Consider the following 12446-nt stretch of genomic DNA (forward strand, 5'->3'; position numbering starts at 1 on the left):
ATAATAAGTTTCGCCTTTTGTTTCAGGGATTAAACTATGGCCTCCTCCTCACGCATTGCCAATAAACTGCCGCTCGAGATGCTCTATCACTGGGAGCGGCAGTGTCCTGATCGAACCTACCTGCGTCAAACGATCAACCGCGAATATGTCGATTTCACCTGGGGTGAAGTGGCCGATGAAGCGCGGCGGATGGTGACGGCCTTGCGTCACCTCGGTCTGATGGCCGGTGACAAGGTGGCGCTGCTCTCCAAGAACTGCGCCCAGTGGTTTATCGCCGATCTGGCGATGCAGATGGGGCAGTATGTGAGCGTGCCCATCTACCCGACAGCCAACGTCGACACCATCGAATATGTGCTGCGCCACAGCGAAGCCAAGGCGATCTTCGTCGGCAAGCTGGATGACTGGAAGAGTCAGGAGGCTGGCGTACCCGCCGATCTGCTGCGTATCGCCTTCCCCTATGACACCATGCCGGCCAGCCACCAGTGGGACGATCTGCTGGAGGCGCACGAGCCGATCCCTGACAGCCCGGTGCAGGCCCCTGACTCCCTGCTGAGTCTGGTCTACACCTCCGGCAGTACCGGCAAGCCGAAAGGGGCCATGTTGAGCGTCGAGCGTTACGCCTGGTCGTGCGAGAAGCTGGTGGAGACGGTGAGCCTGAGCCAGGCCGATCGGGGTTTCTCCTATCTTCCGCTGGCCCACATTACCGAGCGGGTCTACATCTACGGCGGAAGTCTCTATGGCGGCGCTACCATCGCGTTCCCTGAATCCCTCGACACCTTTATCGAAGATGTCAAACGCTGCCGTCCCACCGTCTTTATCTCGGTGCCACGGCTGTGGGCCATGTTCCGCATCAAGATCCACGAGAAGCTGCCCCAGAACAAACTGGCGTTGCTGCTCAAGATCCCGCTTATCTCCGGCCTTATCAAACGCAAGCTGCAAAAGGGGTTGGGACTGGATCAGGCCCGGGTACTCGGCTGCGGCTCCGCGCCTGTCTCCCCTGCGCTGCTTGAGTGGTATCTGAGCATTGGCCTCAAGGTGACGGAAGCCTGGGGCATGACCGAGAACCACGCCTACTCCACCATCAACTACCCGTTCCGCGCCGACAAGATCGGCACCGTCGGCAAGGCGGGGATCGGAGTGACCATCAAGATCTCCGATGAGGGGGAGATCCTTTGCCGCTGCGAAGGGATGATGCTGGGTTACTACAAGGATCCCGAGCACAGCGCAGAGGCCATCGATGCCGAGGGGTGGCTCCACACCGGCGACATGGGCAAGCTGGACAAGGAGGGTTATCTCACCATCACCGGCCGGATGAAGGATGTGTTCAAGACCGCCAAGGGCAAGTATGTGGCGCCGGTGCCCATCGAGGGGCTGCTGGGGCAGGAGCCCATCATCGAACAGCTCTGCGTGATTGGTTACGGCATGCCCCAGCCCATTGCACTGGTGCAGCTGGCCGAGAGCGCCATGAAGGGCAATCGGGAGGAGGTCAACGCCAGACTGGAAGCGGCGCGGGTACGGGTCAACGATCAGCTGGAATCTCATGCCAAAATTCGCGGCATTCTGGTGGTGAAGACCCCCTGGAATATCGAAAACGGCGTGCTGACCCCCACCATGAAGATCAAGCGTCACCTGCTGGAACAAAAGTACGCCCAGGTCGGGGATCGCTGGCCCTCATCCCAAGTGGTGGTGTGGGAGGAGTAAATCCCCCGTTTTTCCATCGCGCACCAAACAACAACGGCCCTTGATGGGCCGTTGTTGTGTTTGGGGCATATCACTCGCCGCTGTTTTGTCGGCGAGTAAAAGCGCGCCCGGTTAGATCTGCGCCAGCGCGGCATCCAGATCGGCGATCAGGTCGTCCGCATCTTCCACCCCGATGCTGAAGCGGATGAGGTCGTCGTTGACCCCGGCGGCGAGGCGGCTCGCCTCGTCCATGGCGGCGTGGGTGGTACTGGCCGGATGGCAGGCCAGACTCTCGAGATCCCCCAGACTCACCGCCTGCACGAATAGCTGCAGGTTATCGAGCAGGGTGGCGCAGCGCTCAAACCCGCCTTCAAGTTCAATACTCACCATGCCGCCAAAGCCGCTGGCGAAGGCGCTGAGAGCATCGTGGCCTGGATGGTTGGCAAGCCCCGGGTAGATCACCTTCTTCACCGCCGGATGTGCCGCCAGAAACTCGGCCACTTTCTGGGCATTGTGCAGGTGGGCATCCATCCGCAGCGGCAGGGTCTTGACCCCGCGCTGCAGCAGGTAGGCCTCCTGCGGGCCGATGGGGGAGCCGATATGCTTGAGGGCCACGGTGCGGATGGACTTCATCAGGGCGTGGGAGCCCGCCACCACCCCGGCGATGATGTCGCCGTGGCCGCCCAGATATTTGGTGCCGCTGTGCATCACTACATCGACCCCGAGTTCCAGCGGACGCAGCAGGTAGGGGGTGAGGAAGGTGTTGTCACATACCGTAATGGCGCCCACCTTGCGGGCCGCTTCCACCACCAGCCGCGGATCCACCACCTTGAGGGTGGGGTTGGTCAGGGTTTCGAACAGTACCACCTTGGTAGCAGGGCGGATGTTGGCCAGCAGATCGCGATCGCTCTCGTAGGCGGTGACCTTGATACCGGCGCGGCTGAAGGTCTGCTTGAGGAAGGCATCGGTGCCGCCGTAGAGCGGGCCGATATAGGCCACCTCATCGCCGCTGTCGGCCAGGGCATACATGATGGCGCTCACCGCCGCCATGCCGCTCGACACCACCAGCGCTTCATCGGCACCTTCAAGCGCCGCCAGTTTCTGCTCCAGCTCGGCGGTGGTGGGGTTGCCAAAGCGGCTGTAGATAAAGCCGGGGGCCTGACCTGCAAAGCGCTCCTTGCCTGCCTGGGCGTTGAAGTAGCTGAAGGTGCTGCTCTGGTAGAGCGGGGTGGTGAGGGCGCCGGTCTGTGGGTCGATCCGCTGGCCGCTGTGTACGCTCATGGTCTTGAATTTCATCGTGTTGCTCCGTGATGGCCAGGCTCTGGCCATGACTGGTTGTGTTTTGTTGTTCGTTACATGTTGTGTTTTGTCTGGGCGGGTATATCCATGCTGCTTGTGGCTTATGCATATACCCACCTGTGGATCTCTGCGCTGCTTAGGCCGGTATCGCTTCGCTCTCTGTGCACGGGAGGCGAGCGGGTTCCACCGGCCCATAGTGCCGCGCCGCCACATCCGGGTGGGAGCGCAGCCGCCCTTTCAGCACGTTCTCCCCCACCTGATAGAAGAGCGGATTGGTCGGGTCACTCTCCGGCCCTTGCGCCTGTGCTGCCAGCTCGGGGGAGAGGCTGAGCAGTGGCACGGTGGCATCGAGCCGCGCCGCCATAAAGAAGGCGCAGGAGAGGCGCGATACGCCGGGCGGCGGGCTCACCACCCGATGCAGGGTCGCCTTGAGATAGCCGTTGGAGGCCAGCTCAAGCAGCTCGCCGATATTGACCACCAGCGCACCCGGCAGGGGGGGCGCGGAGATCCAGCCGTTGGCCGTCTCGACCTCAAGCCCCGAATGATTGTCCTGCATCACCAGCGTCAGGTAGCCGGGATCCTTGTGGGCGCCGACCCCCTGACTGCTGCCGCCCGCCTCTTGCCCCGGGTAGTGAATCAGCTTCATGTGCTGGTAGGGGGCGCCGCGGATGCTGTCGTCAAACACGTTGGCCGGTTGCTCCAGCACCTCGGCAAAAGCGGCCAGCAGGGTGAGGGTGATATCGCTCAGCCGATCTTGCCACGCCAGCAGATGGGCTTTCATCTCTGGCAGAGTAGTCGGCCACTGGTTGGGGCCGATCAGCCGCTGCCAGGGTTCACGGATCAGGGCTGCAGGCAGGGCTTGCGCCTCATTCATGATATCGAACTGCTCCCGCAGATCCGGCCGCTGGCGGGTCAGCTCGGCACCGACCCGGTTGTAGCCGCGAAAGTGGGGGCTGTTGACCATCTGCACCGCCAGTTTCTCCTGCTCCGGCAGAGCAAAGAAGCGCTCTGCCAGCGCCAGAGTCTCTAGCATCTCAACCTTGCTCAAGCCGTGGCCGACCAGATAGAAAAAGCCCACATCGCGGGCGGCCGCGGCCAGCCTGGCCAGCATAGGGCGACGCACCTCGGGCGCCCCGTTGAGGGCAGCCAGATCGATGATCGGCAGTGGTGAATGTTCCATGTGCACCTCCTCACTCTTTCGTTATCTCTGGCGCTGCCTCCGCTGTTGGCAGACCTGATAAGCGGCAAACGGGATGGCGCGACAGTGTGGCGCCATCTGGGATAAAGGGGATGCTACTGTTCGGTCTTATAAGACGGAAACAACAAATTATTCTTAGTTATATACAAAATTCGAAATGGAATTCGGCGCCTGATGGGCTGAAGGTTTTTTGCGCAGCTATTGTGAGGTAAAGGGGCAATGATGAGGGGGAGAGTGATAACCAGAGGCAAGCTGCCAGTGGCAAAAATGACCAAAACAGAAAATGGCCAAAACAGAAGGGAGGCGGATGCCTCCCTTCTGGTTGAGCGGGTGTTCACCTGACCGGGTGCGTAGGTGAGTGACCGTGCATTCTGGCCTTAACCGATTGCTGGCTCTCAGTAACCCAGGGTAAAGCGCTGGCGCTGGTGAGCCGGTTTTTCCACCTCGTTCAGCACGCCATCGGCCAGATCACCAGCGGTGATCCCGGCAGGTTGTTCGCCGCTAAACAGCACCTGATCGCCACCAATCCGATAGCCGCCGCGCTTCTCGCCCGGTTCGAGGAACACCGGGGGAGAGACAAAGCGCCAGTCGAGGGTGGTTTCACGACGCAGGGCGGTGAGACCGTCGCGGGCCGCCAGTGCCCCCTGTTTCCACTCAGCCGGGAACTCAGGGGTATCCACCAGTTGCACGCCGGGGGCAACCTCCAGACTGCCGGCGCCACCTACTACCAGCAGCCAGCTGTTGGCCGCTTTGGCTGATGCGACGATCGCGTTGGCGCCCTTGAGGTACTGGTCGTAGATATCCGGTGTGGTCCAGCCCGGGTTGTAGGCGCTGATCACCCGATCGTGCCCCTTGAGCACCTCGGCCAATGCCTGCGGGTTTTGGGCATCCACCGCCACGGCGGTGACCTGCGGATGGGCGGCCACCTTGCTGACATCGCGGACGATGGCGGTGACGTGATGGCCGCGGCTGATGGCCTCGTTCAGGATGGCTGAACCGACAAAACCGCTGGCACCGATCAGGGCAATCTTCATGGGGAACTCTCCTTCACTGTTGGAATGGGGCTATCCTACGCCGCCATTTATGATTTAATAATCACCTAAAAAATGCATTCACTTATAAGCTGGATTTAATAATGGAACAGCTCAGACGTTACGCCATCTTCGCCGCCGTGGTGGAAGCGGGCAGCATGACAGGGGCGGCCAAATCCCTTGGCATGACCCCCTCCGCCGTCAGTCAGCATATCAGTCAGCTGGAGAGCCTGCTCGGACTGCCCCTGCTCCATCGCTCCACCCGTCGTCTCAGTCTGACCGAGGCGGGAGAGGTGGTGTGGCAAGGGTGTCGGGCGTTGCAGCAGACTCTGAGCGAGACCGAGCTGCGCCTCTCGGAGGTGCGCGACGCCCTGCTCGGGGAAGTGCGGATCACTGCCCCGGTGGGGATGGCGGGCCAGCCGCTGGCTCTGGCCCTCTCACCGCTGCTGCAGGCCCACCCCGGCCTCACCATCCAGATCATCGCCGACGACGAGAAACGGGATCTGATTGCCGAGCGGATCGATGTGGCACTGCGGGTCGGCACCTTGCCCGATTCGACTCTGGTGGCCCGCAAACTGGGGCAGACCCGGATGCTGCTCTGCGCCGCCCCCGCCTATCTGGCGCGCAAGGGGACGCCGCGCACGCCCGCCGATCTGGCCACTCACGACTGGCTCTGTGGCGACATGCTGGGCAACGGTTTGCTGCTGCTCGATGAGAAGGGGGGCGAGCACAGGGTGAGGTTCAAGGCCAAGGTGCTCTGCAATAACGTGTTGCCCCTGCGCCAGTTTGCGCTGGCGGGGCAGGGGATCTCGCTACAACCGGAGGGAGAAATTGGCGAGGATCTGGCGCAGGGGCGTCTGCTCGAACTGTTGCCCGGTTTTCGGGTGGCACCGATGGAGATCCACGCCATCACGCCGCAGCGGGAGATCCCGGAGAAAGTGCGGCGGGTGGTGGAGGCGCTGCGCAGCTATTTCGGCACGACGATGTCGTCATGAGCTGCGCCTTAATGGTTGAGAAAAGGCGCCCGATTATCCTGAAGGGGGATTATCCATAAGGCGGTTTGTCGAGAAGAGCGATAGCCCGGATGAGGAGATGGGCATGCTTGACTGTTAAGCATACTTAAAACGAACTGACGGCCCGCACCTGATCTTTGAGCCAATTAAGCCCGGTATCCTGACCGGAGCTCTTGTGCCAACTCATGTAGACGGGGCAATCCTCCGAGAGCCAGGGGAGGGGATAGCTGGCCAGATCCAGTGCCTGCCCCAGCTTCTCCATGTGCCACTGGCTGGCGACGCAAAGCCAGTCGGTACGACTCACCAGATGAAGGGCGGTGAGCAGGGAGTCGCTCTCGTAGGCAATCTGGCGCGGCGGCAGCGGCGCCTTGGTCAGGGTGTTGAGCAGCAAGCTGTCGAGCCGCCTGGTTTGCAATACCACGTGCTTTTCGTTGAAGAAGGTGGCCATGTCGGGGGCCTGGCGGATCCTGGGGTGATCCTTGCGGCAGGCGATGCGCAGGGCCTGGGACATGATCTGCTCGTTTTCGATCCCCTGCTCCGCCATCGGCTTGGTGGCCAGCACCAGATCAACGCTGTGCAGATAGAGGCTGTTCTGGCGCAGGGCTTCGTCCTGCACCTGGGTGTTCCACTCCAGCTGACAGTTGGGGGCTTGGGTCTGCAGCAGGTTGTTGAGCTCCGGCAGGAAGAAGATATCGATATCGGGCACCCCCGCTATGCGAAAGGTGCGCCGACTGGTCTGGGGATCAAAGAGATCGGTGCGCTGCAGGCTGCGCTCCATGTCGTGCAGCGGCATCATGATCTCGTGGTGCAGACTGAGCGCTCGCGCCGTGGGGGTGATGCCGCGTCCCTGGCGGACAAACAGCGGCTCGCCCACCAGGCTGGTCAGGCGGCTGATGGCCTGGCTGATGGCCGAGGGGGTCATCTCCATCATCTCGGCGGCCGTGGTGACACCACCATAGCGGATCACCGCATCGAGGACGCGAAAGAGATTGAGATCGACTTGAGACATGGTGGATACCGTTAAGCAATATTAAACAGTTAACATACTGAACAGCCTCTTGTCCGGCCAGCATTCCCTGCGATAACTGTGATGTTTCCCTCTCTATTCGTCATCTTCCATCTTGCAGCGAATGCGATCGAGCCTGTTTTGCAGCCATGCTTGAGCCCGGCAGGTGGCCCGCGGCATAGAGTAGCGCGACCAGCAGCAAGCCGCCCAGAAAGAGCCAGCGAGCGCTTCCCCAATGGCCGCTGTCCGTCATCAGGGCCGCCAGCAACAGGGGGCCAAGCAGCTGACCGAAGTTGGCGAGCTGGACAAAAAAGCCCTGCACGATGGCCAGTTGCACCGGCCCCTGACTCACTACCTGCGCAGACGAGAGGATCGCCGGCGGCGCCATGCCACCCGAAAGGGAGAGGACGAGGCACAATCCATAGGCCCACCACGGCGACAGGCCGGGCCAGAAGGCGAGCATGCCGCACAGTGCCATCAGGCCCAGTGCCCAGCTGATGAGCCGATCTCGCGCTACGCCCCTGCGCAGCAGCCATGCCCCCATCAGGTTGCCGGGAATATTGGCGACCACCGCCAGCGCCGAAAGCAGGGCGATCTGGCTTTGGCCAATCCCGGGGCTGCCTTGCAACATGGTTGGCAGCCAGACAAAGAGCGCCCAGAGCATCAGGCTGTAGAGCGTGAACGCCAACCCGTAGCGCCAGAGTGCCTTCTGCCGGAGCACCGTGAGTTGGCGCAGCGGGTGGCCCGAGTTGATCGAGTTTTGGGGTGCCCAGACCCGCAGTTTATCTGCCGAACGACTGGCGAGCAGAAGCAGCAGGGCAGAGAGTTGCGGGATCATCAGGATCAGCCAGGCCAGTCGCCAGCCACCTTGCGCCGTGAGCCAGGGGGTGAGCAGCATACCCGCCGCCGCCCCGAGGGGCAGGTTGACTGCCCACAGGCTTATGGCCAGCCGTTTATCCTCCTCCCGGGTCACCGCCACGATAAAGGCGGGCATGGCCACCGAGACCAGCAAAAAGCCAATCCCCTCGACAATGCGCGACAGCAGCATCATGGCCAGCCCGGTGGCGGGCAGCGCCAACGAACCGCCTGTGACGATAACCAAAAGCCCGACAACCCCGGTTTGCCGCCCACTCCAGCGGATCAGCAACAGGCCGAGAAAGAGGCTGAAGAGGATAGCCAGCGTATTGAAAGCCGAGGCGAGATAGCTGGCTTCGACCAGTGTCAGCCCCAGCTCGCTGCGCAGTATGCCGAGTACGGCGGGCACTTTGCCAAGGCAGAGGGCGCCGCTGGCACCGGCAAAAATGGCGAGGAAGACCAGAGGCCAGCGCGTGCTTTGTGGCTGGTGGCCAGCGAGCGTGCTCATGGCCGATATTGGCCGTTGTGCAGCCACTCATCGTTGAGCTGACCAAATTCGCCGCGCTGATAGGCATGCAGCCGATCCGCAATGGCGTCGTGGCTGTTCATGACAAAGGGGCCATGTTTGACCAAGGGTTCATTAAGCGCCTGGCCTGAGAGCAGCACGAAGTGGCAGGGCTCGGTGGCCTCAAGCTGCAGAGCCACCGCCTCGCCGCCATCGGCAGAGAGGCTGACACCCATCCCGTGACCTGCCGGGATGAGGTGCCGCTCTCCCTCCGCCTGCAGGGTCAGCGATCCGGTCAGGGGATAGATCATCGCATTCCAGCCTGCCGCCAGCAGATGGGTGAAGCGGCTGCCGGGCGCGCAATGGCCATCGAGCAGGGTAAAGGGTTGGGGCAGCTCTGCCGAGTGTGGTGCCGTTATCCCGTTGCTGTGGCCTGCGACCACCCGTACTCGCACCCCTTCGCCATGAAATTCGGGGATGGTGGCAGCGGCTGCGTGGACGGCAAAAGGCGACATCATCTTTTGACGGGCAGGCAGGTTGACGAAGATCTGCAGGGCGTGGACATAGGGCGATGCCCCCTCCGGCTGCTCGGTATGTACGGCCCCGCGCCCGGCCGCCAGCCAGTGGAGCGCCCCCGGTTCGATGGGGCCCTGATTGCCGAGGGAGTCGTAGTTGACGTGGGGGCTCGTCGAATCCTCGAACAGATAGGTGACGGCAGAGATCCCGGCATGGGGATGGGGCTCGAAGGTGGGAGCGGTCATCTGGAAGTGATCCACCATCACCACGGGGTCTATCAGACCGTTGAAAAAGTGTTCGCCAAAATGGCTGGCTTCAAAGCCGCTGCCAATGCGCAGCGGTTGGCCCTTGACGGGGGCGGAGAGAGTCAGGCGTCTGGTCATCGATATAACCTCTTGAAGACAAAAGAAGCCTTCGGTCATCTGACCGAAGGCGAAGCGAGTTACGACTTCTTGGCACCTTCTTGCATCTGCCACACCAGGGTGGCGAAAGGCATGTCGAGGGCGCTGTAGACATCGTGCGCCTTGGGGTCGACGTTGCTGCGCAGCATCTCGACCGCGGCAGAGGCGTAGTCGGTGACCGGGATACCGGCCCCCAGCAAGCGTTGCAGCCCAGTGGTGCGCTTGGCTTCGTTGAAGGTGCCGGAGGCATCGAGCACCACCCGGGCATCATAGCCGGCAGCCTTGGCTGAGAGGGCCGGGAAGCTGGCGCAGATCTCGAGGGATACCCCGGCGATGATCAGCTGTTTGCGGCCGGTCTTCTCAATGGCGGCGCGCACGGCAGGATCGTCCCAGGCGTTGATGACAGTGCGGTTGATCACCTTCACATCCGGCAGGGCGCTGGTCAGTTCGGGCATGGTGGGGCCCCACATGCCATCGGGCATGGTCGCGGTCACGATCACCGGCACGCCGAGGGCGCGGGCGGCGTTGGCCAGCGCCACCACGTTGTGCTTGAGTTCGCCCACCGTGGTGTCGCGCACGCCGCTCAGCAAGCCGACCTGATGGTCGACCAGCAGCAGTACCGCATTGTCTCGGGAGAGCATCTCCAGATAGCGGTTGGGTGATACGGTCGGATGGCTGGCAGCCTCGGCGGCCATGGCCGGTGTCGCTGTGGTGGCCAGCGTGGTGGTCAGGGTCGCCAGACCGAGCAGGGTGGCAGAGCAGATTTGTCGCAGTTTCATGGTGAACTCCTTGTGATATCGGAACAGTCAAACGGCCCTTGCTGGTGGGGCGGATTGCCCGTGCAGCAACCGTCTGATGGGGACAGGGCCATTATGATGGCTGCAAAAATGGCGACAATCTGGTGAAATAGGTTCTTATCGTTCTATTGGTGGAACGATGTGAATGCACCTCACCCTGACCAAGGCAGCCCGATGACACCACTGGAACTTGATTTGAATGATCTCTATCTCTTCACCCATGTGGTGCAGCGACAGGGATTCACTGCCGCCGCGCGGGCGCTTGGCGTGCCCAAGTCGCGGATCTCGCGCCGGATCCGGCTGCTGGAGGAGCGGCTGGATACCCGGCTGCTGCAACGTACCTCGCGCCAGCTCAGCCTGACCGATGCCGGTGAGGTGCTCTATCGCCACTGTCAGGCGATGCTGGCCGAAGCGCAGGCCGGAGAGGCGGCAGTGCGGCAACGGCAGCAAGAGCCGAGCGGTCTGGTGCGCATCAGCGTGCCCATTACCATTGCAGATGCGCTGCTTGCCCGTTTGCTGCCCGCTTTTATGGCGCAATACCCCAAGGTGAGGCTCGCCGTGCAAGCCAGCAATCGGCAGGTGGATCTGCTGGAGGAGGGACTGGATGTGGTGATCCGCGGGGTGGCCTTCGAGCTGCCCCCCTCCAGCCTGGTGCAGGTGCCGCTCTGCACGGTGCAGTGGGGTGTGCTGGCGACCCCGGCGTGGCTCTCGCGCCACAATGCGCTGGCGCACCCTAGCCAGCTGGAGGGAGAGGATGCCCTGCTCTTCAGCTCGCTGGAGCGTCAGGCCGATCTGTTGCGGCTGCGGCACGATAGCGGGGAGAGTGAGGAGGTGGCGGTCAATGTGCTGCTGCGCAGCGACAATGTGCAAACCCTCAAACAGGCGGCGCTGGCGGGGCTCGGGATGGTGGGCTTGCCACTTTACGCCTGCGTGAGTGAGTTGGCGGATGGGCGGCTGCAACAACTGCTGCCCGAGTGGCGTCCCAAAGATGGCAAGCTGGTGATGCTCTATCCCGCGCGGCGCGGTCTGTCACCGGCGGTCAGGGCCCTCATCGACTTTATCAAGGTGCAGTTGCCTGCACTGCTGGCAGAGGTCGGTCGGCCACGCTGAGGAGGGCTATCCCTCCATCTTGCGGCGAATGCGCTCGAACAGGCTCTGCAGGCAGGCTTGATCCCGATCGGCGGCCCGCACCGCGCCGTACATATGGCGACGGATACCGCTGCCGAGGGGGCGGGCGCAGAGCATCCCCTGTCTGACAAACTCGTCGCTGGCCCAGCGTGGCAAGGCGGCGACGCCGAGGCCGGCGGCGGCCATCTGCAGCATCACCGAGGTGTTGTCCACCGGCTTGCAGCGGGCGGGCTCCACCCCGGCGGGTTGCAAAAAGCGGCTGAAGATATCCATGCGGCTGCGCTCCACCGGGTAGACCAGCAGCACCTCCGGCCCCAGATCGCCCGGCTCGATGCGGCTCTGGTGGCAGAGGGGATGATCCGGCGCCATCACCAGAGTCAGATCGAAGGCAAACAGCGGCTCGAAGTGGAGATCGCCGCGGGCCTGCACGTCCGAGGTGAGCAGCAGGTCGAGCTGGCCGCCGAGCAGGGCATTGATGGCATCAAAGCCCGGCACCGACTCCACCTCCAGATCCACCCCGGGCCACTGGCGGCGAAAATCGGGCAACAGCGGCAACAGCCACTGGATGCAACTGTGGCAATCGAGCGCCAGATGCAGCCTGCCCGCATCGCCGCTCTGCAGGGCCTGCAACTGTTTCTCAGTCTGGGCCAGAGCGGGCAGTACCTGACGGGCGAGGGCGAGCAGCTGGCCGCCTGCCGCGGTCAGCACCAGCGGGCGGCTTTTGCGCAGGTAGAGCTCCAGATTGAGGCGGGTCTCCAGCTCTTTGAGCTGGTGGGAGAGGGCGGACTGGGTGAGGTTGAGGGTCAGCGCCGCACCGGCCAGCGAGCCCTGCTCGGCCAGCGCGGTCAATGTTTTCAAGTGTTTGATCTCTATCCCTGAATTGTTTGGCACTGCCATAAGATGGCTCCTTGTGAGATTGCGTATGGCGCTGAGGTTGCGGCCGGCGATTACCCTGCTGCGCTTCTTGACTCCGGCACCTCTTGCACCTGTAAAAATCGGCCTCGGTATCCTCGCGGT

11 protein-coding genes are annotated in these 12446 nt (G+C 62.6%); 3 read left to right on the forward strand and 8 right to left on the reverse strand.

The genetic code is table 11. The annotated features are described in order from the left end of the window. Window positions 1-36 precede the first annotated feature (36 nt). Window positions 37-1701, forward strand: coding sequence for an AMP-binding protein (locus WBR25_RS08720; RefSeq protein WP_164536977.1), 1665 nt, complete (start codon window positions 37-39; stop codon window positions 1699-1701). A gap of 111 nt (window positions 1702-1812) precedes the next feature. Here the strand turns inward: WBR25_RS08720 and WBR25_RS08725 are convergent, their stop codons facing one another. The 3 genes from WBR25_RS08725 to WBR25_RS08735 form a co-directional block, all read right to left on the reverse strand. Beyond that, window positions 1813-2976, reverse strand: a complete 1164-nt coding sequence (locus WBR25_RS08725) for a trans-sulfuration enzyme family protein (RefSeq protein WP_429056476.1) — start codon at window positions 2974-2976, stop codon at window positions 1813-1815. A 139-nt stretch (window positions 2977-3115) separates the two neighbouring features. Continuing rightward, window positions 3116-4159, reverse strand: coding sequence for an isopenicillin N synthase family dioxygenase (locus WBR25_RS08730; protein WP_429056474.1), 1044 nt, complete (start codon window positions 4157-4159; stop codon window positions 3116-3118). 413 nt (window positions 4160-4572) lie between these two features. Continuing rightward, a complete protein-coding gene (locus WBR25_RS08735) occupies window positions 4573-5211 on the reverse strand; it encodes an NAD(P)-dependent oxidoreductase (RefSeq protein ID WP_236283016.1) in 639 nt (212 codons plus the stop codon). A 101-nt stretch (window positions 5212-5312) separates the two neighbouring features. Between WBR25_RS08735 and WBR25_RS08740 the strand changes: the two genes are divergently transcribed. After that, on the forward strand, window positions 5313-6203 hold the full coding sequence (locus WBR25_RS08740) for a LysR family transcriptional regulator (RefSeq protein ID WP_043824627.1): 891 nt from the start codon (window positions 5313-5315) through the stop codon (window positions 6201-6203). Between the two features lie 124 nt (window positions 6204-6327). Here WBR25_RS08740 and WBR25_RS08745 read toward each other — a convergent pair whose 3' ends face one another. The 4 genes from WBR25_RS08745 to WBR25_RS08760 form a co-directional block, all read right to left on the reverse strand. Beyond that, window positions 6328-7230, reverse strand: a complete 903-nt coding sequence (locus tag WBR25_RS08745; RefSeq protein WP_429056471.1) for a LysR family transcriptional regulator — start codon at window positions 7228-7230, stop codon at window positions 6328-6330. A 100-nt stretch (window positions 7231-7330) separates the two neighbouring features. After that, window positions 7331-8590, reverse strand: coding sequence for an MFS transporter (locus tag WBR25_RS08750; protein ID WP_338454933.1), 1260 nt, complete (start codon window positions 8588-8590; stop codon window positions 7331-7333). Then, window positions 8587-9486 carry a pirin family protein gene (locus WBR25_RS08755; protein WP_040069371.1) on the reverse strand — a complete coding sequence of 300 codons (900 nt, stop codon included), beginning with the start codon at window positions 9484-9486 and terminating at the stop codon, window positions 8587-8589. The genes WBR25_RS08750 and WBR25_RS08755 overlap by 4 nt, the downstream gene beginning before the upstream one ends. A 59-nt stretch (window positions 9487-9545) precedes the next feature. Then, entirely contained in the window at window positions 9546-10283 is a 738-nt protein-coding gene (locus WBR25_RS08760) for an isochorismatase family protein (RefSeq protein WP_005333630.1), read from the reverse strand. A 192-nt stretch (window positions 10284-10475) separates the two neighbouring features. On the opposite strand from WBR25_RS08760, the gene WBR25_RS08765 reads away from it, so the two are divergent. Further along, on the forward strand, window positions 10476-11411 hold the full coding sequence (locus tag WBR25_RS08765) for a LysR substrate-binding domain-containing protein (protein ID WP_429056469.1): 936 nt from the start codon (window positions 10476-10478) through the stop codon (window positions 11409-11411). A 6-nt stretch (window positions 11412-11417) separates the two neighbouring features. Here the strand turns inward: WBR25_RS08765 and WBR25_RS08770 are convergent, their stop codons facing one another. Then, entirely contained in the window at window positions 11418-12326 is a 909-nt protein-coding gene (locus WBR25_RS08770) for a LysR substrate-binding domain-containing protein (RefSeq protein WP_429056467.1), read from the reverse strand. Between the last annotated feature and the right edge of the window lie 120 nt (window positions 12327-12446).

It is taken from the genome of Aeromonas sp. MTB, from assembly GCF_056632455.1.

Bases quoted from the DNA above. Each gene is read 5' to 3' on its own strand.
- WBR25_RS08720 (WP_164536977.1), top strand. From the start codon at position 37: ATGGCCTCCTCCTCACGCATTGCCAATAAACTGCCGCTCGAGATGCTC.
- WBR25_RS08725 (WP_429056476.1), bottom strand. From the start codon at position 2,976: ATGAAATTCAAGACCATGAGCGTACACAGCGGCCAGCGGATCGACCCA.
- WBR25_RS08730 (WP_429056474.1), bottom strand. From the start codon at position 4,159: ATGGAACATTCACCACTGCCGATCATCGATCTGGCTGCCCTCAACGGG.
- WBR25_RS08735 (WP_236283016.1), bottom strand. From the start codon at position 5,211: ATGAAGATTGCCCTGATCGGTGCCAGCGGTTTTGTCGGTTCAGCCATC.
- WBR25_RS08740 (WP_043824627.1), top strand. From the start codon at position 5,313: ATGGAACAGCTCAGACGTTACGCCATCTTCGCCGCCGTGGTGGAAGCG.
- WBR25_RS08745 (WP_429056471.1), bottom strand. From the start codon at position 7,230: ATGTCTCAAGTCGATCTCAATCTCTTTCGCGTCCTCGATGCGGTGATC.
- WBR25_RS08750 (WP_338454933.1), bottom strand. From the start codon at position 8,590: ATGAGCACGCTCGCTGGCCACCAGCCACAAAGCACGCGCTGGCCTCTG.
- WBR25_RS08755 (WP_040069371.1), bottom strand. From the start codon at position 9,486: ATGACCAGACGCCTGACTCTCTCCGCCCCCGTCAAGGGCCAACCGCTG.
- WBR25_RS08760 (WP_005333630.1), bottom strand. From the start codon at position 10,283: ATGAAACTGCGACAAATCTGCTCTGCCACCCTGCTCGGTCTGGCGACC.
- WBR25_RS08765 (WP_429056469.1), top strand. From the start codon at position 10,476: ATGACACCACTGGAACTTGATTTGAATGATCTCTATCTCTTCACCCAT.
- WBR25_RS08770 (WP_429056467.1), bottom strand. From the start codon at position 12,326: ATGGCAGTGCCAAACAATTCAGGGATAGAGATCAAACACTTGAAAACA.